General features: G+C 38.1%; 25 protein-coding genes. 8 read left to right on the top strand and 17 right to left on the bottom strand.

What is annotated here, in order from left to right; genetic code table 11:
* Positions 1 to 7: 7 nt before the first annotated feature.
* Positions 8 to 1,387 carry a nucleoside permease gene (locus ACS5PU_RS05755; protein WP_439458322.1) on the top strand — a complete coding sequence of 460 codons (1,380 nt, stop codon included), beginning with the start codon at positions 8 to 10 and terminating at the stop codon, positions 1,385 to 1,387.
* 17 nt (positions 1,388 to 1,404) lie between these two features.
* The gene (locus ACS5PU_RS05760) at positions 1,405 to 2,535 is read left to right on the top strand and encodes a DUF3667 domain-containing protein (RefSeq protein ID WP_439458323.1); all 1,131 of its coding nucleotides are present in this window, start codon (positions 1,405 to 1,407) and stop codon (positions 2,533 to 2,535) included.
* A 167-nt stretch (positions 2,536 to 2,702) separates the two neighbouring features.
* On the opposite strand, the gene ACS5PU_RS05765 is transcribed toward ACS5PU_RS05760, so the two are convergent.
* The 8 genes from ACS5PU_RS05765 to ACS5PU_RS05800 form a co-directional block, all read right to left on the bottom strand.
* On the bottom strand, positions 2,703 to 3,992 hold the full coding sequence (locus ACS5PU_RS05765) for a citrate synthase (RefSeq protein ID WP_439458324.1): 1,290 nt from the start codon (positions 3,990 to 3,992) through the stop codon (positions 2,703 to 2,705).
* Positions 3,993 to 4,125: 133 nt separating this feature from the next.
* A complete protein-coding gene (locus tag ACS5PU_RS05770) occupies positions 4,126 to 4,653 on the bottom strand; it encodes a DUF3347 domain-containing protein (RefSeq protein ID WP_439458325.1) in 528 nt (175 codons plus the stop codon).
* Between the two features lie 97 nt (positions 4,654 to 4,750).
* Positions 4,751 to 5,305: a hypothetical protein gene (locus ACS5PU_RS05775; RefSeq protein ID WP_439458326.1), complete on the bottom strand. Its 555-nt coding sequence runs from the start codon at positions 5,303 to 5,305 to the stop codon at positions 4,751 to 4,753.
* Positions 5,306 to 5,451: 146 nt separating this feature from the next.
* The gene (locus tag ACS5PU_RS05780; protein ID WP_439458327.1) at positions 5,452 to 5,970 is read right to left on the bottom strand and encodes an outer membrane beta-barrel protein; all 519 of its coding nucleotides are present in this window, start codon (positions 5,968 to 5,970) and stop codon (positions 5,452 to 5,454) included.
* A 115-nt stretch (positions 5,971 to 6,085) separates the two neighbouring features.
* Complete coding sequence (gene miaA, locus ACS5PU_RS05785) at positions 6,086 to 7,018, bottom strand: tRNA (adenosine(37)-N6)-dimethylallyltransferase MiaA (protein ID WP_439458328.1); 933 nt, start codon at positions 7,016 to 7,018, stop codon at positions 6,086 to 6,088.
* Entirely contained in the window at positions 7,011 to 7,799 is a 789-nt protein-coding gene (locus tag ACS5PU_RS05790; RefSeq protein WP_439458329.1) for a hypothetical protein, read from the bottom strand. The genes miaA and ACS5PU_RS05790 overlap by 8 nt, the downstream gene beginning before the upstream one ends.
* Positions 7,800 to 7,850: 51 nt before the next feature.
* Complete coding sequence (locus ACS5PU_RS05795; RefSeq protein ID WP_439458330.1) at positions 7,851 to 8,213, bottom strand: hypothetical protein; 363 nt, start codon at positions 8,211 to 8,213, stop codon at positions 7,851 to 7,853.
* A gap of 52 nt (positions 8,214 to 8,265) precedes the next feature.
* Positions 8,266 to 9,360 (bottom strand): MBL fold metallo-hydrolase, encoded by a 1,095-nt coding sequence (locus ACS5PU_RS05800; RefSeq protein WP_439458331.1) that lies wholly within the window; start codon positions 9,358 to 9,360, stop codon positions 8,266 to 8,268.
* A 631-nt stretch (positions 9,361 to 9,991) separates the two neighbouring features.
* On the opposite strand from ACS5PU_RS05800, the gene ACS5PU_RS05805 reads away from it, so the two are divergent.
* Positions 9,992 to 11,008 (top strand): LacI family DNA-binding transcriptional regulator, encoded by a 1,017-nt coding sequence (locus ACS5PU_RS05805; RefSeq protein ID WP_439458332.1) that lies wholly within the window; start codon positions 9,992 to 9,994, stop codon positions 11,006 to 11,008.
* Between the two features lie 27 nt (positions 11,009 to 11,035).
* On the opposite strand, the gene ACS5PU_RS05810 is transcribed toward ACS5PU_RS05805, so the two are convergent.
* Positions 11,036 to 11,965: a helix-turn-helix transcriptional regulator gene (locus ACS5PU_RS05810; protein ID WP_439458333.1), complete on the bottom strand. Its 930-nt coding sequence runs from the start codon at positions 11,963 to 11,965 to the stop codon at positions 11,036 to 11,038.
* Between the two features lie 102 nt (positions 11,966 to 12,067).
* Here ACS5PU_RS05810 and ACS5PU_RS05815 point away from each other — a divergent pair, with 102 nt between their 5' ends.
* Together ACS5PU_RS05815 and ACS5PU_RS05820 are read left to right on the top strand one after the other, a co-directional pair.
* Positions 12,068 to 14,137: a TonB-dependent receptor plug domain-containing protein gene (locus ACS5PU_RS05815; protein ID WP_439458334.1), complete on the top strand. Its 2,070-nt coding sequence runs from the start codon at positions 12,068 to 12,070 to the stop codon at positions 14,135 to 14,137.
* Between the two features lie 27 nt (positions 14,138 to 14,164).
* A complete protein-coding gene (locus ACS5PU_RS05820; RefSeq protein ID WP_439458335.1) occupies positions 14,165 to 15,259 on the top strand; it encodes an HmuY family protein in 1,095 nt (364 codons plus the stop codon).
* A gap of 347 nt (positions 15,260 to 15,606) precedes the next feature.
* Here the strand turns inward: ACS5PU_RS05820 and ACS5PU_RS05825 are convergent, their stop codons facing one another.
* From ACS5PU_RS05825 to ACS5PU_RS05840, 4 genes are all read right to left on the bottom strand, one after another.
* A complete protein-coding gene (locus ACS5PU_RS05825; protein WP_010602585.1) occupies positions 15,607 to 15,786 on the bottom strand; it encodes a hypothetical protein in 180 nt (59 codons plus the stop codon).
* Positions 15,787 to 15,969: 183 nt separating this feature from the next.
* Positions 15,970 to 16,554, bottom strand: coding sequence for a biliverdin-producing heme oxygenase (locus ACS5PU_RS05830; RefSeq protein ID WP_439458336.1), 585 nt, complete (start codon positions 16,552 to 16,554; stop codon positions 15,970 to 15,972).
* Between the two features lie 80 nt (positions 16,555 to 16,634).
* Positions 16,635 to 17,054 (bottom strand): response regulator, encoded by a 420-nt coding sequence (locus tag ACS5PU_RS05835; RefSeq protein WP_439458337.1) that lies wholly within the window; start codon positions 17,052 to 17,054, stop codon positions 16,635 to 16,637.
* A 1-nt stretch (position 17,055) separates the two neighbouring features.
* Positions 17,056 to 19,269, bottom strand: a complete 2,214-nt coding sequence (locus tag ACS5PU_RS05840; RefSeq protein WP_439458338.1) for an ATP-binding protein — start codon at positions 19,267 to 19,269, stop codon at positions 17,056 to 17,058.
* 149 nt (positions 19,270 to 19,418) lie between these two features.
* On the opposite strand from ACS5PU_RS05840, the gene ACS5PU_RS05845 reads away from it, so the two are divergent.
* Positions 19,419 to 19,787, top strand: a complete 369-nt coding sequence (locus ACS5PU_RS05845; RefSeq protein WP_439458339.1) for a response regulator transcription factor — start codon at positions 19,419 to 19,421, stop codon at positions 19,785 to 19,787.
* A 3-nt stretch (positions 19,788 to 19,790) separates the two neighbouring features.
* Here the strand turns inward: ACS5PU_RS05845 and ACS5PU_RS05850 are convergent, their stop codons facing one another.
* From ACS5PU_RS05850 to ACS5PU_RS05860, 3 genes are read right to left on the bottom strand one after another with little or no spacing between them, the layout of a single operon-like run.
* Complete coding sequence (locus ACS5PU_RS05850; RefSeq protein WP_439458340.1) at positions 19,791 to 20,597, bottom strand: mechanosensitive ion channel family protein; 807 nt, start codon at positions 20,595 to 20,597, stop codon at positions 19,791 to 19,793.
* 21 nt (positions 20,598 to 20,618) lie between these two features.
* Entirely contained in the window at positions 20,619 to 20,771 is a 153-nt protein-coding gene (locus tag ACS5PU_RS05855; protein ID WP_439458341.1) for a hypothetical protein, read from the bottom strand.
* 17 nt (positions 20,772 to 20,788) lie between these two features.
* Positions 20,789 to 21,157: an STAS/SEC14 domain-containing protein gene (locus ACS5PU_RS05860; RefSeq protein ID WP_439458342.1), complete on the bottom strand. Its 369-nt coding sequence runs from the start codon at positions 21,155 to 21,157 to the stop codon at positions 20,789 to 20,791.
* Positions 21,158 to 21,295: 138 nt separating this feature from the next.
* Here ACS5PU_RS05860 and ACS5PU_RS05865 point away from each other — a divergent pair, with 138 nt between their 5' ends.
* On the top strand, positions 21,296 to 22,414 hold the full coding sequence (locus ACS5PU_RS05865) for an alpha/beta hydrolase (protein ID WP_439458343.1): 1,119 nt from the start codon (positions 21,296 to 21,298) through the stop codon (positions 22,412 to 22,414).
* A 95-nt stretch (positions 22,415 to 22,509) separates the two neighbouring features.
* On the opposite strand, the gene ACS5PU_RS05870 is transcribed toward ACS5PU_RS05865, so the two are convergent.
* On the bottom strand, positions 22,510 to 23,280 hold the full coding sequence (locus ACS5PU_RS05870) for a Ku protein (protein WP_439458344.1): 771 nt from the start codon (positions 23,278 to 23,280) through the stop codon (positions 22,510 to 22,512).
* Positions 23,281 to 23,410: 130 nt separating this feature from the next.
* Here ACS5PU_RS05870 and ACS5PU_RS05875 point away from each other — a divergent pair, with 130 nt between their 5' ends.
* Positions 23,411 to 25,681, top strand: a complete 2,271-nt coding sequence (locus tag ACS5PU_RS05875; RefSeq protein WP_439458345.1) for a glycosyltransferase — start codon at positions 23,411 to 23,413, stop codon at positions 25,679 to 25,681.
* Positions 25,682 to 25,705 lie beyond the last annotated feature (24 nt).

Here is a 25,705-nt window from a genome sequence, read left to right on the forward strand (position 1 = left end):
TATTATTATGAACGTTAAGTTTCGCTTAACTGTAATGAGTTTCATGCAATTCTTTGTATGGGCTGCCTGGTTAATTACGATTGCAAATTATTGGTTCGGTACCAAACAGTGGGACGGTGCAAATTTTGGGGTTATTTTCTCAACCATGGGTATTGCATCTCTTTTTATGCCAACCATTACAGGTATCCTTGCCGATAAATGGATCAATGCAGAAAAGCTATATGCCATTTTACACATCCTTTACGCCGCTACCATGTTTTACCTGCCGCAGGTACAAGATCCGCATACGTTCTTTTGGGTAATATTGGTGGCCATGAGTTTTTATATGCCAACCATTGCCTTAAGCAACTCCATCAGTTATACCACCTTAAAAAACGGCAATTTTGATGTCGTTAAAAACTTCCCTCCCATACGCGTTTGGGGAACTGTTGGTTTTATTGTGGCCATGTGGATCACCAATTTAACAGGAAATAAAGCCAGCGCAAACCAATTTTATATTGCGGGCATCAGTGCATTGTTCTTGGGCGTTTACTCATTTACCCTGCCGGCCTGTAAACCTTTAAACTTAATCAGCGAGAAGAAAACTTTTGTACAGAAACTTGGTTTAGAATCATTTAAACTTTTTGCCGATTATAAAATGGCACTGTTCTTTATTTTTTCAATGTTTTTGGGTGCTGCTTTACAGTTGACCAATGCATACGGTGATGTTTTCTTGGATGAATTTAAACTATTCCCCGTTTTTGCAGAATCGTTTGTTATCCGTTATTCAACCATTATTTTATCCATATCACAGATATCAGAAACACTTTTCATCCTTGCCATTCCATTCTTTTTAAAAAGGTTTGGTATTAAATGGGTAATTGCAATTGCCATGTTTGCCTGGGTATTGCGCTTCGGTTTATTTGCCTTTGGCGATCCGGCAACCAATTTATGGATGATCATTACTTCATGTATCGTATACGGCATGGCTTTCGATTTCTTCAATATTTCGGGATCATTGTTTGTAGAAACTTCCACTACGCCAAAAACACGCTCTTCGGCACAGGGTCTGTTTATGATGATGACCAATGGTTTTGGTGCAGTATTTGGAAGTTTGATATCGGGCTGGATGATTAACCAGTATTTTACAACCTATTATACCAACATTGGCCCATTAGCAAAATATGTAAAAAGTGAAGCCGATAACACACACTTACTTAAATTCTTACAGAACAAAGGCATCAGTGTTTTACAGAATGGTGATTTAAGCAGGGCTTTGGATGTTAAAGACTGGCACAATATCTGGCTTGCCTTTACCATTTATGTTTTAGTAATTGCCATTGTATTTGTCTTTATTTTCAAACACAAACATACCCGTGCAGAAGTAGAAGCCATTAACCATTTATAATTTCCGATTAACCTCTTATGTCAGCTGGTAAATATAGAAAAGAACACAACTGCTTAAACTGCGGCGCTCATGTTGAGAAACACTATTGTAGCGATTGTGGTCAACCCAATTTAGAATTAAAAGAAAGCTTTTGGGCTTTTATAAGCCATAGCATTGCCCACTATTTTCATTTTGACAATAAATTTTTCCAAACCCTTGTTCCGCTCTTAACAAAGCCTGGGCAGGTTACGCTCGATTATCTCGCCGGTAAAAGGGCAAGATATATCAATCCGGTGAGCATGTATATTTTCGTTTCAATTGTATATTTCCTTGTGGTCTATTCGCCCAAGCATGTAGCAAAGGAGAAGCATGGCGAGGATGGCATTACTATCGAAAAGAAAAAAAACGAGCGGGTAACCGATAGTGTAAGCAAAGCGCTTAAACTTGCAGGAATGCCTGCGGATAATGCCATTATTAAAAAGACCGTAAAATCTTTAGACAATGCGATAAAGATTAAAGAATTTAAAAAGCTGGGCTTTAAAGCTCAGGAAACTGAGCTGAACCGCATAAAAGCTGAAAACGTTACGCTTAAATCGGATTCGATTGAAGAAATTATTGATGAGTACAGTGATATCCATATCGAAAGGAACGACAGTACCTATTCGGCATATTTGGCACGCCAGCAAAAACTTCCTTCAGCCGATCAGGATAGCTGGTACGAAAAGCTCATCAAAAAAAGGGCGATCAGCCTGGGTGAAAAATCGGAAGTGATTAATGAAACCCTGGAGCATAACAGGCCAAAACAATACTTTTTATTGATGCCCTTACTGGCGCTCTTTATCATGTGGAATTTCAGGAAAAATCACATTTACTATTTAAATCACCTGATTTTTACCATCCATGGCATGACAGCCTATTTTATTGTTGAAATTTTCACCAAACCAATCATTAAACACGTATTGGGAGGCAGCGGGGTTTTAACCAAAATCATCGAATTGGCCGTGCTGGTTTGGATCTGTTGGTATATGTTTAATGCTTTAAAAGTATTTTACCAGCGTAAAACCGGAAGCATTATCTTTAAAATGTTCTGGATCTTTGTACTCTTCTGGATTGCTTTTAAGGTATCAGAATTTATTATGATTAATTTAATTTATTACGTAGCTACATAACTAGATCGTCATGCTGAACTTGTTTCAGCATCTATCATGGAGGGAAGATCCTGAGCTAAACTCAGGATGACGATCTTACAATAAGTTCATCAGGCTGACGCCCGTTAAAATTAACCCCACAAAAAAACCACCCGGATTTTCGAGTGGTTTTTTTATGTTCAATTAAACTATTTTCTGTTTTTAATCTCTACAAATTCCCTATCAGTTTCGCCAACATAAATCTGACGTGGACGACCGATCGGTTCTTTGTTTTCGTGCATTTCTTTCCATTGGGCAATCCATCCCGGTAAACGTCCTAAAGCAAAAAGAACAGTAAACATTTCTGATGGGAAACCTAATGCACGGTAAATAATACCTGAATAAAAATCTACGTTTGGATATAATTTACGATCAATGAAGTACTGATCTGTTAAAGCGGCTTCTTCCAGTTTTTTGGCAATTGCTAAAATCGGATCATCAATACCTAAATTCTCTAAAATATCATCACAAGCCTTTTTAATTATTTTAGCTCTTGGATCGAAGTTTTTATAAACCCTGTGTCCAAAGCCCATCATGCGGAAAGGATCGTTTTTATCTTTAGCCTTGTTAATCCATTTCTCTGTATCCCCACCATCAGCTTTAATCAGTTCCAACATATCAATTACAGCCTGGTTGGCACCACCATGCAGTGGGCCCCATAGAGCAGCAATACCTGCCGAAATAGAAGCGTAAAGGTTACAATCAGAAGAGCCTACAATACGAACGGTAGATGCCGAGCAGTTTTGCTCATGGTCTGCGTGTAAAATAAGCAACTTATTCATGGCATTTACCACAATCGGGTTTACATCATAATCTTCAGTACGTTGACCAAATGTCATCCAAAGGAAATTGGTTACATAATCATATTTATTTTTTGGATAAATAAGTGGATGGCCCAACGATTTTTTATAAATAAAAGAAACGATGGTTGGCAGCTTAGCCAATAACTTAATAATTGTTAGGTTTTGCTCTTCAGCCGTTTGATTTGGCTTTAAACACTCTGGATAAAATGTAGATAATGAGAATATTAAAGAACCTAACTGACCCATTGGATGAGATCTAGACGGATAGCCATCAAAAAACTTCTTCATATCCTCGTGGATCAAGGTATGTTTGCTGATTTCAGCCTGAAAACTATCCAATTGCGCTTGAGTTGGCAGTTCGCCGTAAATAATCAGATAAGAAACTTCTAAAAAGCTTGATTTTTCGGCAAGTTGTTCAATTGAATAACCCCTGTATTTTAAGATGCCTTTTTCTCCATCTAAAAAAGTGATTTTACTTTTTGTAGAACCTGTATTTTTAAAACCAGTATCTAAAGTTACAAAACCTGTAAGATCTCTTAATTTTGAAATATCAATGGCCTTCTCCTCTTCTGTTCCTGTAATTACTGGCAATTCTATTGTCTTACCATCAACTTTAATCTCTGCAATATCTGACATATTATTGTATTGTGTTTATAGCTTTCTAAATTATATAAAATTAATATACATGCATAACAAATCTGTTAAATTAATATGAAATATTAGTCAGAACGACGTAACAATCATGCTTAATAAAACAAGTTTTTAAATCTTATTTGGCTTTAATCTCCTCCGCTATCCTACCGCACTCCAGCATTTCATTTCCGTAATAAGGGTTTCTGATTTCCTTTTCTGTTGATAACCAGTCACCTCCATCGCCTTTATTTGCCATTGGACAATGCTGCACATAAATGGTGCCTTTTTGTATCTCCGCATTTTTAAGCAGGGCAATTACATCTGCACTGAGCACGGTAAAATCTTTTCTTTGCGAAGAAAGGTTATTACTTGCCGCAATTTTTGCTGCAACCTGAGCTGTAGGTTCACATCCCTCGTAAGCAGCCAAACTGCTTTTTAACGCACCTGCAGATTTTTGAGCTTGGGTAGCATCCGATTTTACCAGCGCATTTTTTAAATTAACGTACTGGGCAAATATTTCAGATTTCTTTGCATCCTTTATATTTACCTCGTTTTTAGTAATGGCTGCTGTTTTTGCCGAATCTGCAACTTCTGTAGATTTTTTCTCTGTTTGGTTACAGGCCATTAAAGCGGTTAAAATGGCTAATCCGAATATTCTTTTCATTGTATTTGGTTTTCGGCTCAAAATAGCAATTTAAATATTAAATAAATAAAAAAGCCCTCGAAATTTCGAAGGCTTTTAAAATATTATGATGTTTTAATTATAATTTAAAATTATAACCCAATCTCAGGTTAAACTGACCTGTTTTCATAAAGTAAAGATCGGAAGCGCTATTGTTTACATAACCTTCATACTTTACACCAAGGTCCAATCCGTTTTTCCATTCGTAACCCAAACCGCCAGAGTAAATGAAGTTCATATTGGCGCCATCTTTTATGGCCAAACCGCTACCAAGTTCTGTAGCCAGGTACATGCGCTCTATCGGGAAAACCCTTACTCCACCCATTACCGGGATAAATTCGAACTTTAGCGGACTGCCTTTCCATTTTAATCTGGTATAACCACCCGAAGCCGTAACAGCAACAAAAGGCGTTAAATCATATTGAAGTTTTACGTCTGCACCGTATCCATAATCCATTTCAGAACGATCAGGAAATAAGCCACCATTTACACCAACCCCTATTTTAAAGGCCATACCGCTACCAGTAGTCATAGAACTTTCGGTAGTTCCCATTGTTTGTGCTTTTAAGTTGCTTGTGGTTAAAATTGCAAGAGCGGTTAACGATGTTGCAAAAAGTTTGGTAATTGTTTTCATGTTAGATATTTTAATTTAATAATTAAGGTTTAGCGATACTTACGTTAAAATGACTAACATGGATTTTTAATTTTCATTTTTTTCAGAATATTATGAAAAAAAAAAGCCCCCATAAATGGAGGCTTCCAATATTTAAGCTGTTTAACTTACAAACTGAATCCGTAAGCTAAACGAAGACCGAAAAATCCGGTACTTGTTCCATTTTGTGCTAAACCTTCATATTTAACACCTAAATCCAAGCCATTGCTCCATGCATAACCTACAGCAGGTGAATACACGAAAGATGTTCCGCTACCACTAGCAGTTCCAAAACCTGCACCAAGTTCTGCTAAACCATAAATTCCTGAACCAGTTGTATTAAAGAAATATTTAACACCGGCTTTAACAGGAATATATCCATAATCGGCAAAATCTACACCTGTATTACCAATCTCTTTACCTAATAAACGGGTATAACCAGCAGTTACTGGAATAGATAATTGTTTATCGATGTCGAATTGATAGCGTAAATCAGCACCAAGTGCAACACTATAGGCATCACTGGTTGGTATACCTGCAGTAATTCCTACTCCTAATTTTTGACTTGATTGTGCATTGGCATTTGTGGTAAAGAATAAAGCCACAACAGCTGCTGATGTAGCAATGATTTTAGTAATTGTTTTCATTTTTAAGATATTGTTTTTGAGTTAAACTAATATGCTTCTACGAATACAAAGGTTGTGCCAAAAGGGCTTTTTTGGGCAATTTTAAGCGATAAAGCAAGCCCAAATTGTCTAATTACTAATATTTGGATATAGCTGAAACTTTTTGAAGAATATGCTGTTTTATCAGATCGGCATCTACTGAAGCATCGATCCAGTTGATTTCCACCCCATCCTTTTCCATCTTTCTAAAAAATGTATTTTGGCGCTTGGCATATTGACATATGGCTATGCCCAGTTTTAATTTTAATTCTTCGTAAGTAAGCTCGCTATCCAGATAGCTACAGATAAATTTATATTCCAATCCATAAAATATCAATATTTCTTTACTTACCCCATCTTTAAGCAATTGCGCTACTTCTTCAATTAAGCCGGCTTCCAATCTTTCATTCAGGCGGTTTAAGATTTTGGCCCTTGTTACTGCTACTTCATTTTTTAATCCAAAAATGATAGGTCTGATTTCAGTCCGTTCAACAACATCAAGTTTATTACCAGCTAAAAACGCACAAATCTCCAACGCCCTGATCAGCCTTTTTTTTGATGAAAAATCAACATGATCTACATATTGGTACTGTTGATGCTGTAATTGTGCAATCAGTTCCTCTTTTGATAAATTCTCCAGTTGGCTGCGCAGTTCGGTATTTACAGGTACGGCGGTAAAAGATTGGTTCTGTAAAAGACTATGTATGTACATGCCTGTACCTCCGCAAAGAATCGGAACCTTATTTCTATGCCTTATTAAATCAAAAGCCTCATAAAAATCATTTTTAAAGGCATCTACATGGTAACGTTCGCCAGGTTCTAAAATATCGATTAAGTGATAAGGGATGGCTTTACCATCTATAGCATATTCATTTAAATCTTTACCGGTACCTATATCCATCCGTTTAAACACCTGGCGGCTATCGGCACTAATAATTTCTCCGTTTAAAGCATTGGCCAACTGCACTGCGAGTTTGGTTTTACCAGATGCCGTGGCGCCTAAAATGATCAAGAGATTATGCTTATCCATTAAATTTAAGAATGAACTTTATACTTCCGGTGTTAAATACTTTCGTTCCGGCCGTATCACTATTTTTTTTCAGCTGGCGGTTCAGGTTTTCGTCGAGGATGTAGGTTTGAGGTGCAACAATTGCAGTTTGGATGAAACCCAGTTTAATATAGGCCTCTCCTGCCGACCAATCCCTATCGGCATAGGTCATAATATCGTTTGGCTGATAAAGATCTGCAAAATAGGCAATCAGCTTACTCAGCCCACCGGTTATAGAATAACCTGCTTTAACAGCAAACCTGATCAATTCTGCCGATTTATAATTTTCGGTATGGTTCATTTTACGTAAGGCAGAAAAAGTAGCTACTGCTACCAGCTGGTCTTTTTCGAACAAACCAATTTTATACCTGCTGCTTACTGAACCCTGCAAATGATTTTCGCTTAAAAAAGAATCTGAAACAGGTTTGGTAATTTTGTGGGCTTTCGTTTTTCTACCATGAATACGGACATTTTTGCCCAATATAGAGGCTAACCTGGCCATCACCTGATCGGGTTTTAAAAGCCAAACATCTTCCCAAAGCTGAATAAGCTTTAACTGTTGGTCAGCATATTGCTCTTGAAGCTGGATCAGATCTTCGGGCAGATAGCCATTTTTTAAACTCAACAGGTTAATGATTAAACGGTTATCTACCTTTAAAAGCTGAAACTGACCTCCGCGAAAAAATACATGTGTTATTTCAGCCTTGGTTAAGGCTAAAATCAATTGGTTATGCCAATCGTTATCGGAAGTTAAAATATTCAATCACCAGAATTTAGTTGAGAAAAAAATCTGGGCAAATTTAACATCAAATAATTAAATCCACTCTTTTTCTTTAAAGTTGGTATGGATAATTTCTATAAGATTTTCTATTTCCTTTAATTTGGCATCATCAAGCTCGGTAATTTTCAAGCCTGCCACATTTTTACCAAAGTTGCTTAACTGCTGGTTGGAAATTGAAAATTCTTCGGTATTTAGTTTTACTTCTACCTCAGTACCGTTGATATATACGCCAGAAAAAAAGCGTTCGGTTGTCTTTTCTCCATCCGAAACAATATTTTTCTCGCTGTACAGATCATAACCTGTTTCAGAATTTTCGTGCACGGTATAACCACGGGTGGCATAAGGCTGCATTCCGGCCCTAATGGTTTGAAAAATTTCTACAAGATCCGTTTTCATAATGGTATTTAAGTTTAGGAATAAACACTGTATTACCGTTATTGTTTAATTTTTATTCTGCCGTCCACCAATTTTCAGTAGGCATATATCCGCCTAAAACTACGGTTTCTCCCATTCTTGGGGTAACCAAAGGAAATTCCTTTTCTGCTGCTGCCTGCACTACCCTTTTAATGGGCTCGTTCCAAGGGTGCATGGCCAAACTAAATTTGCCCCAATGTACGGGCATTAAAACCTTTGCTTTTAAATCGACCGCGGCCTGAACGGTTTGTTCAGGGAACATGTGTATATACGGCCAATAGGCATTGTACTGTCCACATTCTAAAATTGCCAGATCAAACGGTCCGTGTTCTTCGCCTATCTGGGCAAAATGTGTATCGTAGCCAGAATCGCCACCCAGAAACAGCTTGTAATTGGTTGTTTGCAATACAAAGGCCGACCAAAGGGTTTGATTTCTTTTAAACTTCCGGCCTGTAAAATGCCTTGCCGGAACAGCACAGAACTGCAGTTTATTAAATAGGGTAACTGATTGGTTCCAGCACAACTCATTTATCTTTTCAGAAGGAATACCCCATTTTTCTAGGTGTGACCCCACGCCCAATGAGGTGACAATAGCTTTGGTATGCGGTACAATGGTTAAAATACTATTGTAATCGAGATGATCGTAATGGTCGTGCGTAATTACCAGCAGGTCGATATCTTTAAAATCGGCCGCATTGATTAAATCGGTACCGGGAAAAGCCTTGCTGCCAATAAACGAAAACGGTGATGGCGTTTGACTAAAAACGGGATCAACCAAAATCCTGAACCCATCTACTTTTATCAGATAAGATGAATGACCAAACCAGATAATTTCGGGCAGGTTACTGTTGGCAGCTGCTGATAAATTGGGAACATTGAAAGGCAATGCTTTAGCTGGTATTTTGTTGGGCTGTTTTTCGAAAAGAAATGCTTTTAAAACCTTAAAAAAACTTACCCCTTCTGGCTGCATTAAGGTTACCGATAAATTTTGCAATGCACCATCACGGTAATTGGCCAATTGACGGATTTTTGCCAGTCGTTCACCTTTGGGTAAACGGCCGAAAACAGGAAGATTGGTGATAATAAAAAACACTGCAACCAATACAAGTAAAATATATAAAGTGATCATACTGCTCATAAAATAAAACCAAAGTATGAATATGCTTTTATAAATGCTTTACTGTTGAGATAAATGACGTATGGATTACTTCTTTGAAGGGATAATCATCGAAAAGCCGAAGAACTAGGACTTGATTTTAATATTCGCCTAATCTTCAAAAAACTAAAAACGCCTCTTAACCGAGGCGTTTTTACAATGATTGGAACAATTTGATTAACAAATTACGTTAAAAATAAAGGCGTAAATTTTATATCTTTGAAAAGGGTTAACATATAGCTTAGATAACTTATTGTTTTCCTGCATGCAGGAATGAACCCAATTTAACGAGGAGTGGTACGAACACTTCTCGTTTCTTTTTAAATACCCCTCATTACAAGGGGCATTAATGTTAATCATGGGGCTTGTTCTTTTCAGTTTTATGGGATAAAATGTGTTAAAATCATTTTTTAGCTTTTCAAAATTGCTTTGTACCGATAAATTTTATATTATTAATTTTTATAACGCTCAGTCGTTTAGTCAACCCGAATGTATTGATATTTACAGAGCAGAGAAAAGAAATAGCATAAAAAAATAGCGCAAACGTTTGATTAATTTTGTATTATTATATATTGAAGAAATTTAATGTAGTTTAGCAGTTAGAATGCAATCGAAACCAACAACAATAAAAGAAATAGCCAGAATTTTAAATATTTCTCCTTCTAGTGTTTCCAGGGGATTACACGATCATCCGAGCATTGGAGCAGTTACAAGGGAAAAGATTAAACAGTTGGCAAAGTCTCTAAACTATGAGCCAAATAATGCAGCCATTCTTTTTCAGAAAGGTAAAACCTACACTATTGGCGTAATTTTACCAGAGCTGTCAGAACACTTCTTCTCTATCGCCATCTCTGCTATTGAAGATGAAGCGATAAAGAAAAACTACACGGTAATCTTTGCGCAGTCGCACGATAATTATGAGCAAGAGGTAAAACTGGTAGAAAAAATGAAAAACCAGCGCGTGGATGGCTTATTGGTATCTATCAGTAAGGATACTTCCAAGTTCGACCATTTCGAAAAACTAAACTCATTTAATATCCCCGTAGTATTTTTCGACAGGATACCGCCTTTTAAAAACGTACATTACGTAGCCTGCAGTCTTGAAAGTGCCACTATTAAGGCCGTAAATTACCTGCTAAAGAAAGGGCACAGAAGCATTGGGATGATTAATGGCCCCAATACCTTATATGCGAGTGAAGAGCGTAAAGATGGCTACATGCAGGCCATTACCTTTAACCGGTTAAAGTTCGATCCATCTTTGGTAGTGAATTGCGATTTAACAGAACAGGGAACCATAGAAGCTGCCGATCAGTTTTTGAACCATAAAAGGAAGCCGACTGCAATTGTTGCTTTTAACGATTATGTAGCCCTGTTTCTGATCAAATATTTCAAAAAGCTGAATGTAATCAACGATTTTGATGTGGTAAGTTATGCCAACCTGCCTATTATCAGTTATTTGGACAACTCTCCTGTAGCATCAGTGGAGCAATATCCTTACCTACAGGGACAAAAAGCAGCAAATATATTATTGGATCTTATTCACAGCCCTAATCCCGAAAACCAAGCCTATTACAACACCATTGTAGAGTCTGATTTAATTGTTAACGAAGTTAAAGAGTAGAAAACTCAAACGTTTGCGTAGAGTTTTTTAGCTTTTGTTTAAGCTGCCGGGCAAAATCTGGTACTGTTTTTTAAATGCCGCAATAAAATGCTGTGCATTTTTGTAACCCACCAAAAAAGCAACTTCGTTAACCGATTTCTTTTCTTTGGAAAGAAAGTAATGGGCTTTTTCCATCCTGATTTTATACAAATAGCCGAATACAGTATGCCCGGTTAATTCTTTAAAGCCCTTTTTAAGTTTATAATCGTTAATTCCGGCCTTGCGCGACAACTCTATAAGCGAATTTGGCTTTTGCAGATCGCGCTCAACCAATTGTCTGGCCAAAATAATCTTATTTACATCATCTTCTTTTAAAATAACCGCGGGTTTATCCGCTTTCTGGATGATATGTACAATAAGATCGAAAACCCTGGCCGCTAAAAATAGGCGTTTTACCCGCCCCTCATACTTATGGTTAATCATGTGCTGCAAAGTTAAAGCAACCTCGGCACTGATCGATTCTTTTGCAGGTTTAACACTAGTGCTAAAATCCTGGTTCATCACCTGATGGAAATAAGCTTCCGTAAGCTGAACATAAACGTACCTGGTTTTTTCATTAACATTCCATGCAAACCGATTAACCTTGCCTAAGTTAAGGTGCTGTTCGTTTTTAGCAAGCGACAAAAAATCTTCACCATTGGCGTTACATTGATAGCTTAAACCACCACTAAGACAAAACAGGAAAGCAATATGCTGTTGCGAAAACTCAAAAACAAATGCTGCAGGCCCATCCGGTTCAACCTCAACGATACTGATGTGTACCCCATTAAACCATTTTTCTATGAAGTGCAGCCTAAAGTATGCTGTGTTGATTTCGACTTCAGCTTCCTGTACATCGCCAAGGGTTTCAAAGTTGGCTGCATAACGGTTTCTATAAATATTTTCTTCTTCGGCGTATACTGAGAGCTTAATTTCCATATTGATTTAATCCGTTTAACGGCATTAATTATCCGTTTAACGTTATCTCCTTTTTGTGATTATGTACAAATTTGCACAATTATTTATAATTAGTCTAAATAAATGAGAATATATTTATCAATTGCTTTATCGCTTTGTGGATTTGTTACTGTGGCTCAAGAAATTAAAGTTGATACTACAAAGGCAAATGATTTGAAAGATGTGGTCGTAACCGGGCAGTACGGGCCGCAATCGTTACGCAATTCTGTTTACAATGTCAGAACCATCAGCGCTGAGCGGATTAAGCTGCGTGCAGCAACTAGTGTGCAACAGGTTTTAAATACCGAGCTGGGTTTCCGTTTTAGTAATGATTTAACTTTGGGTACAACCGATGTTTCCTTAATGGGTATGACGGGCAGAAATATCAAGATTTTGCTTGATGGTGTGCCCCTTGTTGATCGCTCGGATGCCAGGGAAAGTTTAAATCAGATCGATATCAATACCATCGACCGGATTGAAATTGTTGAAGGGCCTATGTCGGTAGTATATGGTACCGATGCCTTGGCAGGTGTAATTAACATCATTACCAGGCGTGGTACCGGTAAATCGCTGTTAAACTTATCGGCCAGAGTACAGGAAGAAACCGCCGGTAACGAATACGAAGCTTTATCGGGCAAGGGTAACCACATCCAGAATATCAGTGGCAACTGGAGAAACGATAACTGGAGCGTATTGGCAGGTTTTACACACACCGGTTTTGGTGGCTGGAACCTGGCTTCGAAAACGGCTTCAACCACCCAAGTTAGCGCTGTAACTAACCGCTGGAAGCCCAAAGAACAATATCTTGGTAATACCAAAATAGGCTACCACAATAATAATTTCAACATCTGGTACCGTTTAGATGGATTAAAGGAGGATATCGACGTACGTTATGGTTTAAATCCGAATACCTACAAAGGTCTTCTGCAAACCTATACCACCCACAGGTACACCCAACAGCTTCAATCAGAATATAAAATCAACAATAACCTGCAATTATCGGCCATTGCCGGATTTACCAACCTTGAGCGTGCAACAAAAACGGTTATCCACGATTTCACCAATAATACAGAAGTATTATCAACTGGTGCCGGTGAACAGGATGTAGCTAAGTTTAATTCGGCTATTTTTAGGGCTACGGCTGTTTATGTGCTGGATAAAACAGTATCTTTTCAGCCAGGTTTCGAGTATAACCGAGATGCAGCTAGTGGGCAAAGGATAAACGGTTCGCCGGTAATTATCGATTATGCGGCCTTTATTTCATCAGAAATTAAGTTTGGAGATGGGGTGAATATCCGACCGGGCTTAAGATTTATCAAAAACTCCGTTTACGATGCACCTCCTGTAATTCCATCGCTAAATACAAAGTTTAAATTAACAGATCAGTTCGATCTTAGATTGGCTTATGCAAGAGGTTTTAGATCGCCTGCACTCAGAGAATTATACTATGATTTTGTTGATGCAAGCCATACCATTTTTGGGAACCCCAATTTAAAAGCCGAAAAATCCGACAGTTTCAATGCCTCTATTGCATGGGCAGGAATATCATCACAAGATATACGCTTTAAATCAACACTGGCGGGATTTTATAATAAATTTAAGAACAGGATAATTTTCGGCATTGATCCTACCGATCAGACCGTTACCACGCTTCTAAATATTGAGAATTTCAAAACAGTTGGAGGAACCTTAGACAATACATTCAATTTCAAAGATTTACAGACTAATATTGGCATTTCCTACATCGGAACCTACCACGATTACTCGGAGAGCCAGGATTTTGCAGGTAAAAAAATATTATGGTCGCCAGAAATCACTGCGAATTTAATTTATGGATTTCCAAAAATAGCTGCAAACATCAGTTTTTTCTTTAAATATACGGGCGAAAAACCAGGCTTTCAAAAGGTTGTTACCCAGGAACAATATAAAGCGACCACCATTTCAGGTTTCAGTTTTGCAGATCTAATGCTCAATAAGATCCTGTTCCGTTCTCTAACCATCAACGCAGGTGTTAAAAACCTGTTTAATGTTACACAATTAACCAACAGCTCAACAGCTTCGGGCGGTGCACATAGCACTGGTGGTGCAACCGTGCCATACAGTTACGGCCGTTCTTATGTACTGGGCCTAACTTATAACTGGGATAAACTATAGTATTAAAACAACATAATTACAATAAACATGAACAAATTTAACTCAATGATCGCTATTGCCCTTGTAGCAATAACCTTTACAGCCTGTAAAAAAGATTCGGATGAACCTATTGTGGTTGTTCCGCCATCAGATGGCAGCACTTTAACCCTCAATGGTTTAATCGGCGCTGAACTTGGAAGTGCAGCTGGTAATAGCGTTTATGTGGATTTTAGCAAAGATAAACAAACAGCTGTTGCAAGAGCGGCATGGGATTTAGGCTTTTACAGCGGAGCTGATTTTAGGGTAATTTTAAACAACACTACAAGTGCTGGTGCAAAAGTAATTACTACGGCAAATGCGAGTCTTGCAACGGTTGGCGAAGCGGATACATTAGGCTTAACCCTTGCTGTTAGTCAGGCAAATCCAATACCTGCACACTTTGCATTTTTTGATGCAATTGATGGCAATCTTTCTAACACCGTAATTCCGGCAGTTTCAGCTACAGCTGCAGATAATAAAGTAATTATTTTAAACCGCGGTACAGGTGGCGGTATTGCTGCAAAATCATGGATCAAACTGAAAGTAACCAGAAATGCTTCTGGAGGTTATACTTTACAATACGGTAAAATTAAAGAAACGACCAATTTCACAACGGTTGATATTCCAAAAGACGGCAACTTTAACTTCAAATTTGTATCACTTAATAATGGTGCTGTGGTAAGTGTGGAGCCAGAAAAAGCAAACTGGGATTTGGTATGGACATATTCTGTTTATCAGACAACTTTTGGCAGCGATCTTGTTCCGTATAATTTTTCTGATTTGGTATTCGTTAACAAACTTGCTGGTGTTACCGCAGCTACAGTTTCTACAAGTACCAAATCTTACGCGGCATTTGCCGAAGCCGATTTATCAACCATTACCTTCTCTTCTGCACGGGATGTAATCGGTTCAAACTGGAGACTTACACAACCTGTTACCACTAATGGTGTTACTACTCCAATTGGTGTTAAGGCAGATACTTTCTTTTTGGTTAAAGATGCATCAGGTAACATTTACAAACTTAAATTTAACAGCTTCATTTCTAATGATGGCGGTACCCGTGGTAAACCGGTAATCGAATATAAATTGGTTAAAAAAGGATAATTTCTCAAAAGGCATCAAATTGTGAAATGGCAGGACCTAGTACAATTTGAAACCTAGATTAAAAAATATGTTTTGTTAGTTGGATATAGGCTCTCCGCGATGGGGAGCTTTATCTTTTTAGAGGGGTTTGGGTTGCGCAGTTGTCATGCTGAATGCGATGAAGCATCCTTAACCTACTAGCACTGCACAACAATAAGACAATAACCCTAGCCATAAGTAGTACAAAACCAGTATTTCATTTGCTGTAGATCCTTCACTGGCGTTCAGGATGACAATGACAAACCTGCCTTAAACGCAAAAAGGGCCCTGGCATACCAGAACCCTTTTTGTTTCTTACTCGCGAAATATTATTTGCCAGAGTTTTTCTTGTCAGTTACTTCTGCACGGATTTCTTGTGCTAAAACTTTAAGATCTTGCATTGCTTTACGCACACGAGTACCAGCAGCTGCATTGCCAGCATTATAAAATTTTTCTACATCTGCTTCAATAGCAGCAACAGCAGCTTTAACTTTTGAGAATTTTTCCATCGCTAATTGATGTTTTTAAGGTTTAAAAAATTTATTTTTTTCAATAATACATATTTACACTGAATTAACAACAGAAAGCAAATATTAATTTGAAATAAGTTTTGCACATTTACACAATCAAAAAAATGCCCTAGCACTATAACAGACCTATTTTTTCGATTTTTGCAATTAAAATACAACAACTTAGTTTAGTTGCCTGGCCAAATTAATCAGGTTGTTAAAGGTTTGGTTAGCACTATTTACACAGCGTTCGTAATCGGCTTCTCCTACCCGCTCATTTATTACAGAAACAAAAGTTTTCCATTTTGAACTGAGTTCTTCGCCGTAAACGCCGTAGTAATTTAATCCTTCTTCATGACCTTTAAACTCAGGATTGGCCAAAATATGCCTTTTAATCACGTTTCCGCCCAATGTAGCCCCTTCCAATACATACAATGCGCCTAAAACCTCAGCAGTATTTTTCTGGGGCACAAACAGTTCAAAGTTTAAGCCCGGCAACGTTAAGCTATCTATTTGCCAGTAAGCTAAATCTTTTTCCAACGCTGCCAATTTAAGCCTGCTGTTCATTTCGAGCTCATCTGCAATATCGGCATCGAGCATATTGGCCAGCTGGTTTTCCAGTTTCTGGTGGATGATGTAGTTTATGGTCAATAACTTTTTATATTGATCTACGCTTAAAGAATTGTTCATAATTTCATTTACGAACATTAATGATTCTAGCGCTTTGTGGTTTTCGGCCGTTTCTGTTCTCAATAAATTGGCAATCATATCAGTGGATTAGTTTTTATAAAAGGTAATTAAAAAGAAAAGATCCGGATTAGCAATCCGAATCTTTATAACTGTAGCGCTTAGTTTAATCTAAGATGCTGGTTAAACCAGAAATCGTGCAACGAGTGTACGCATTTCACAAGGTTATCATAGCCATCAGGCTTTGTTAAATATGCATTGGCCCCAAACTCAATCGATGCTTTTACATCTTCAGGATTATCAGAGGTTGAAAATAAGATTACCGGTATAGATTTCAGATAAGGGATATCCCTAATAAATTTCAATAAATCCAGACCTGATAAACCAGGGAGATTTAAATCAAGCAAAATCAGTTTTGGCTTAACCTTGCTATCTGCAAAACTCTGCAATCTGGTTAAAGCTTCGCTCCCATCCTCTACTATGGTCAGGTTTAAAGTCTCCCTAACCTCCTGTATTGCACTTTGCATGAAAAATGCATAATCTACATCATCTTCTACGTAAAATATATCTGGTATTTTCATCTTATCTATTCTTAAATGCTACATAAAAGGTCGAACCCATATTTAACTTACTATCAAACCAAACCCTTCCATTGTGCCGCTCTACAATCCTTTTAACAATGGCCAGTCCTACACCTGTACCTTCTATGTCCTTAACGTTATCCATTCGTTTAAACAGTTCAAAAACCCTGTCATAATAACGGTTATCAATTCCTATACCATTATCTTTAATGGCATAAACTGTTTCTCCACCATCTATGTACGACCAAACCTCGATCTTCGGTTTTTCTGCTGTTGAAGAGTATTTTACAGCATTACCGATCAGGTTGGTAAATACCTGGGCAATCATCGTCTTATCTCCTTTTAAATCAGTTAATTGACCTAAAATTAATTCAGATTGGTCTGCTTTAAAGGCAGCCCAAACTTCATTTCTTATCTCACTTAACAACAATTGCATGTCAACTGTTTCAAAAATTATATCTGAACGGCCTACTCTTGCCAAATTTAAGATTTCTTTGATCAGGAAATTCATTTTTTCGGCACCGTGCAATATCCTGTCCAGCATCCGCCTACCGTTATCATCCAAGCTCTTGTTTTTGAGCATCAGCTCTGCATAGGTTTTAATCGATGTTAGAGGCGTTCTTAAATCGTGTGATATGGTATAACTAAAGGTGTCGAGCTCTTCGTACGCAGCCTGGAGTTTCTCGTTTAACAACCTAATTTCATTGGCCTTTTTATTGATATCAGTAATGATAATCTCGCGGATGCGCAGCACTGAAGAAATTTCTTCGGCAAGCCATTTCTCTGAAGTATTGTTTACCACCTGCGACCAGGTTTCGAAAGAAGTTCTTGGCGATAGGTTCAACAATCCATTTTCAGAAGGGGTTGCGGGTTTCTCCGGATTACCGGCCCAATTTACCGTAGTAATCATTTCGGGCTTAAACCAGATAATCATTTCGCCCAGCTCTTTATTTAATGTACAGGCTAGAATACCAGAGGCGTTGGATTTATACTTTTTGGCAGGCGAATGGATTTCGGATAGCCTATGGGTGTAATAAATAGATTCATCACTTGTTTTCTTTAACCAACCGGCAAGTTCCCAAATCTGATCATCAGTGGGTACATCACCTATTGTTTTAAGCTCATTTTCGAAAATAATGGCTACGCCAGATGCTTTGGTAATGTCTAAAATTGTTTCTTGGTGGCCTGTAATGGCTTCAATCAGGTATTTATCTCGGGCCAGGTAATCGGTAAGTATAGTAGCAGTATCTTTAAACTTCTTTACAACCTCTGCATCTTCTTCTTCTTCGCGGTACTCTAGAGCCGAAGAAAGAATCTGCCCAATTAATTTAGATCCCTCGCGCGCCCTGTAATCAATAAACTTAGGGCTGTAGTTATGGCAGGCAATTAAGCCCCATAACTCGCCGTGTGCGATTAAAGAAATACTGAAACTCGATTGTACACCCATATTTTTTAAATATTGGATGTGTATTGGTGATACCGCCCTTAAACCCCCATTGGTTAAATTAAGTGGTACGTCTTCTTTAAAGGTAATTATTGGCGAATCTGCTTTGTTAACATCTGCAATTAGCCGTGTGAGGTTAAGCTTGTATAGCTCACGTGCCTGCTTCGGAATATCGGAGGCTGGGTAATGCAGCCCGAAAAATGCCTCAAGATTCTCGTTCTTTTCTTCGGCCACAACTTCTCCATGGCCATCGTCCAAGAATTTATAAATCATTACCCGATCATAATCAATCAACTTTTTAACTTCCTGTGCGGCACTGCTCAATAAGGCGGCAACACTTTTACCCTGAAGCATAGATGAAGCAGAACGACCAATTGAACTCTGGATATCATATTGTAAAGTAACAGGCTCGAATTCTAACAACCAATCGTTTTCTGAGGCAGATATGATCAAATAGAAAAGACTGGCATTTATTTCTATAGGGTGCGGAATAATACCATCAAAGTTTTTCCTGATTATACCCAGTTTCAGCAGATCTTCAATATTAAAACCAGTATCTTGCCGTGTAATATAATCATTGATTACAGCGAGCTGTTTGTCTAGTAAGTTCTTGCCGTCCTCCTTAAGAAAATCGCTGATGTTTTCACTGATATAGGTAATTGAAAAGTCGATTTTACTAACAGCTATCAAGAAGCCATGCGACTGGATTTTACCCGGAATATGAATGGGTTCTTTGTCACAATTGGTTAAGTCTACAGAAAATTTATTCATATAAGTTTTTAGGTCACGCAAAATCGTTAGATTTTACGAATTAACAAATATTAAGCCTATTTTTAAATTAATTCTAATTTAGTACAATCAGTTTTACACTTTGATTTTTATTATATATTTGTTCAAACTTTAAACAACAGTCCCTAATTTTGGCAAAGAAGAATATTTTGGTTATAGAAGATAACCATGCAATCCTAGATGTTATTACACTTATTTTAGAAAGCGAAGCTTTTAATGTTGATGGGTTAAACAAAGGAGCTGATTTTATTCAACACGTGCATCAGTTTAGTCCAGATGTAATTATTATGGATATCATGCTTCCAGATGCAGATGGAAGGGAACTTTTGAAAGAATTAAAGCATACGCAAACCACCAAGCATATTCCGGTTTTAATGATTTCTGCCCGTTACAATGCAGCCAATTATACACTCGATGGTTTTGAAGCGGATGATTTTATGGCCAAGCCTTTTAACATAGATGATTTAATGGACAAGATCTATGCGCTGCTAAGAAAGTAATTTTTAGTCGGTCATTCCAGGTAATTTTATTCCGCCAAGTTTTAGGTTTTTCATCAAAACTTCCTGAAAAGATAGCTTAGTATCGGTAAAACCGTGTGCTTTTACCCAAAGATTGAGCAGCACCTTGAAACCACTATCTTCTAAAGCAGACACTCCTATCCGTCTTTCAGGTGTTTTTAAACAGTCTTTAAACTCATCAACGGTTTTATTAAAAATGGTTACCACCTGCTCGTAATCTATGCCATAACTAAATTTCATTTCTATATCCAGGCGCCTGCTTCCCTCCCGGCTAATATTAATAATTACCTCGTTGGATAACTTCCCATTGGGGATTACAACTGTACGGTTATCAAAAGTTTTAACAATGGTATAAAATATCTGTATAGAGGTTACTGTTCCTTCCTGACTCTGAGCAATAATATTATCGCCCACAACAAATGGCTTTAGCAATAAAATAAGTACGCCGCTGGCAAAGTTCTGCAGCGTTCCGGAAAGCGCCAAACCTGCTGCAACACCAATACCTCCAATTAATACCGTTAAAAATGTAAGCTCGATACCGATAATCTGCATTACCGAGAGCACCAGCAAAATACGCAGTGTAATTAAGAGCAAGCTGGTTAAAAATGGCCTTAATGATGGATTGATATCTTTCCTGTGCATGCCGTTCTGTATCCACCTGCCCAGAAGCTTAATGAGCCAAAGCCCAACAAAGAGCAATATAATACCGAAAAGAAATGAAGGTCCTTTATCAATTATCCAATCGTATGCTTTATTATAAAAACGGTCTGTATCTGGGGCATCTAGCTTCATAAAAACGGAATGATGTTATACTTAGGGCTTCTTATGTTTAACAGAAGAATCTTTGGTTACGCTTACTTTTTTTGCATCTTTAGCCGAAGTCACTTTTTCTTCGGCTCCTTTTGCTTTTGCATTTTTCGGGGCTGTAGCCTTGCTACTTTCTGCCGATGTTTTTGTATTTTTCATACCTTGTTAAATTAAAATTAGTCATCAGTAAGCAACCAGGTTTTGGCAGCTTCAATTTCATCTGGTTTAAAACCTTTTGAGGAGCCCGGTGTAAGCACGGTAAAAATATCGGTAAACCACTCTACTTCCTTTTCAGGACTTACCACTGCAATTTTTTTCCATTTGGTAAAATTCTGAAGGCCGGCTTTCGCATCCTGTACCCAGGCACCTGCGGTAAAGTTTTTAACGCTGGTTTCCAATACCAACAAATATCTGATCTCATCAAACCTTTCGGCTGTTCTTTTTAGGCCAGGCAGCAAAACATTTTTCAAATCTTCGCTGGTTACTTCGCCAGTGGCCCTTACGCCAAAAACTTGATCTGGTAATCCGGTTATTTCTGTTAACATAAATTTAGTTTAAGATTAGAACAGCCAAAAGGATAAAGATGTTTGGAATTTGATCAGATTCTAAAAAGTTGTGAACGAATAAAAACTCTTATCGATTGCTCATGTTAATAGAAAAAAAACATTAATAAAATTAAACTTATGAAAATCAATCCGTTAAAAACATCGGCATTGTTGCTAACCGTTGCAGTTTCGCTATATTCCTGCACTAGCGGTACAAAAACCACAACCACAACCGATTCTACTGTAAAAGATTCTACCATTAATGCAGGCTTAAAACCTACCGGTCCGGCACCTGAATGGGGCAAAACAATTAAGCCCGAAATGCAGACCGTTATTGAGAAATTAAGCAGTTATGGGGATAAACCTTTAGAAACACTCAGTGCAGTTGATGCACGAAAAAACCATACACCAACTGACGCAGTTATGGATCTGGTTAAACAGAACAACATTACTGTACCAGCAGCAAAAGTGGATACCATGGGTAAAGATATAGCTGTAAAAGGCGGCAATATACACCTTCGGATTTATACCCCAAAGGCAAGCAATGGTGCTTTACCGCTTATTGTTTATTACCATGGTGGAGGTTTTGTTATTGCTAACCTTGATGTATACAATGCTTCTGCGCAGGCGCTGGCCGAGCAGGTTGGTGCAATTGTAATCTCGGTAGCTTACCGCCTGGCACCCGAAAACAAATTTCCTACAGCACATAACGATGCTTTTGCAGCCTACGAATGGGCCATTAAAAATGCTGTCGACTTAAAAGCCGATCCGGCGAAAATTGCTGTAGTGGGCGAAAGTGCTGGTGGAAATTTAGCGGCAAATGTATCCATCATGGCGCGCGATAAGCACATTATGGTACCGGTACACCAAGTGTTGGTTTATCCGATAGCACAAGCGAATATGGATACCGAATCGTACAAAAACTACGAAAAAGCAAAACCCTTGAACAAAGCGATGATGGGCTGGTTTACAGAAAAGTATTTAAATACCATGATTGAAGCACAAGATCCGAAAATATCATTGGTGAATGCCAATTTGAAAGGATTGCCATCTACAACAATAATCACAGCAGAAATTGACCCGCTGCACGATGATGGTGTTATGCTGGCCGATAAACTTAAAGCAGCCGGTGTAAAGGTAGATAGCAAAAATTATGAAGGCGTAACACACGAATTCTTTGGTATGGCCATTTTGGTACCCGAAGCCAAAGCCGCACAGGCATATGCTGCTGAACAGTTAAAAGCAGCATTTAAATAACATAAATTTCCCTGGGGTGAGCGCTTAAAAATCCGCCCCAGGGAAATTCACTTAGATGTGATCTTATTTTGTATAGATAAGCAACCAAAAATAAGCTAAGCCCCTTTCTTAGATCCTAAACTCTGCATCAGTTGATCGTAAAGATCATCACTCGTGGCTTTTTGAGGTTTCATCTTTTTAACGGTAGCCCGTTTTCCCTTGGCTTTGGCTTTAATAATTTTTAACAGCTCATTGCTATAGTCATCTTTAAAAGCGCTTAAATCAAATTTAGAGCTGTATTGTTTAATCAGTGCCAGGCCCACATCCATTTCTTTCTTGGTAATGGTAATATCATCGGCTTTGGTAATTTCGGATAAACTTCTGATTTCCTGTTCGAACCTGATCTTGGTAATTACGATTACATGTTGCATGGGATGTATTACACACAGGTTTTCGGTATTGCGTAGCACGAACCTGGCCACGCCCGCTTTTCCTGATTTTTCTAAGGCTTTGAGCAATAAAGCATAGGCTTTTTTTCCCTGTTTCTCAGGCTCGGTATAATAAGAGGTTTCATAATAAACTGGGTTGATTTCTTTGATATCAACAAAATTTTCGAGCTCTATAATTTTTGTTTTTTCGGGAGCAGCCTCTTCAAAATCATGCTTATCCAACACCACATATTTATCTTTTAAGAAATAGCCTTTTACAATCTTTTCGAAATGCACTTCTTTGTGGGTATTTTCGTTTACCCTCAAAAACTTAATTTTTGCATGGTCACGCTCATCAAGCATATCCAGATCGAGGTTACTGTTTTGGACACCGGAAAACAGTTTAACAGGGATGTTTACCAAACCAAATCCGATTGAACCCTTCCATATTGATCTCATAGCGAAATATTTACCTACTAACAAGTTCTTAAACAAGATTGTTTTGCGATTAATTGGCCTAAATGTGCTGCGCAACAAACTATTTAACTTATATAATGTTGTATAAGTATCAACCCCTATTGAAATACTTATGAAAATAGCTTATATTTCAACCTACCCACCACGCGAATGCGGTTTAGCTACCTTTAATCAAAATTTGGTAAACGCTTTGAGCTTAAATAAAGCTTATCAACCGCAAAAGAGCTTTGTTGTAGCTTTGAACGAATCTGATGACCTCAACGAACACGATTATCCAAAGGAGGTTAAGTTTGTAATCCGCCAGCAAAACCAACAAGATTATATTGAAGCGGCAGATTTTATCAATAACAGTGATGTAGATACCTGCATTATTGAACATGAGTTTGGCATCTACGGCGGTAATAGCGGTGTGTTTCTGTTATCATTGATTAATAGGTTAAAAAAACCATTTATCAGCATTCTACATACGGTTTTAAAAGAACCGAATTTTATGCAGCAGACCATTATCAAAGAAATAGCGCTCAAATCTGCCAAAATAGTGGTGATGAGCAAAAAAGCTGTTCTGTTTTTAACCAGCATTTATCAGATCCCTAAATCCTCTATACAATTGATAGAGCATGGTGTACCCGATCTGGAACCGATTATCAATAATGAAATTTCGCAGAGCAGCCTGTTTAAAGGCAGGAAGGTACTTTTCACCTTCGGTTTAATTAGCCGCAATAAGGGTTTGGAAACTGTAATCAAGGCTTTGCCCGAAATTGTGGCCCAAAACCCTGATGTACTGTATGTGATTTTAGGAAATACCCATCCAGGAGTAGTGAAACACAACGGCGAGGAATACCGCGATAGCTTGAAAGCACTGGCAAAAGAGTTGGGTGTAGAAAACAACATTGCCTTCGTTAATAAGTTTGTATCCGAAAACGAACTGCACCAGTACTTAACTGCCAGCAGCATTTACATTACCCCATATTTAAACGAAGCGCAGATTACCAGCGGCACATTATCGTATGCAATTGGTGCAGGTGCAGCCGTGGTTTCTACCCCATATTGGCATGCGCAAGAACTGTTGGCCGACAACCGAGGTAAACTCTTTGATTTTAAAGATGATAAGCAGTTGGCCATTATTGTGAACGAACTTTTAGGCGATGACCGTAAATATCAAAAGCTTAGGGAAAACGCTTACCAATATGGATTAAATTTACGTTGGCCAGCCATTGGAGGCGTTTATTTACAGGTATTGGAAGATGCACTGGCTGCAGGTAAAAAACCGGAAAGAATTACCCCTCCAATTATTGATGTAGAAAGCATGCCGGCGCTAAACCTCGACCATATTTCCTTATTAACGGATGATACTGGAATAATCCAGCATGCACGTTTCGGAATCCCGAATCTGAAAGAAGGTTATTGCATTGATGACAATGCAAGGGCTTTGATTATGACCTTAATGGCCAGCGAACAGGATAAAAACCCCAAGGCCTTAAAATTTATGCCGGTTTACCTTAGTTTTATCCAATACATGCAGGCCGATAATGGTAATTTTAGAAATTTTTTAAGTTTCAACCGGAATTACCTGGATGAAGTAGGTTCTGAAGATTCATTTGGCCGAACCATTTGGTCTTTGGGTTATTTAATCAGTAGTGCGCCGAACAATTCTTACCGCGAATTTGGCCGCGAGCTTTTCTCGCATGCCATAACTCATTTTAAGGAACTGAAATATATCCGTGGAAAAGCCAATACCATAATCGGTTTATCTTATTATCTGTGTGCACATCCCGGTGATGAAGTAATTACCACAGAAATTAACCTACTGGCTAAAGCGTTAACAACAGCCTATCAGGAAAATAAAGATGGAGAATGGCATTGGTTCGAAGATATTTTAACCTACGACAATGCGATACTGCCATTGGCACTGTTGCATCATTACGAAGCTACCGGAAATTTGACTTCTTACAAAATTGCCATGGAAAGCATCAGCTTTTTAAACAGCTTTTCTTTCGAAAATGGATATTTAAACCCTGTGGGTAATGCGGGCTGGATGAAAAAACATGGCAAAAACCCAATTTATGATCAACAGGCGATAGAAACCATGGCCATGGTTTTACTTTATGCCAAAACTTTCGAGATAACCAAAGATACGCAGTACCTCAGTTTAATGCATACCAGTTACGAATGGTTTTTAGGTAAAAATAGCCTTCACATCCCGCTGTACGATTTTGAAACACATGGTTGCGCCGATGGCTTACAGTTTAACAGCGTAAATAGAAATCAGGGTGCAGAGAGTACTTTAGCTTACTTTATTTCGCATTTGGCCATCTTAAAAGCTGCAGAAGCAGAATACGAAACCTTGGCTTCGCCATTGGTAGAGGCCGATAAGTGCATTTGATGATTTAATTGTCTTGGAAATATT

It is taken from the genome of Pedobacter sp. GSP4 (assembly GCF_051857575.1).
Classification (GTDB): Bacteria; Bacteroidota; Bacteroidia; order Sphingobacteriales; family Sphingobacteriaceae; genus Pedobacter.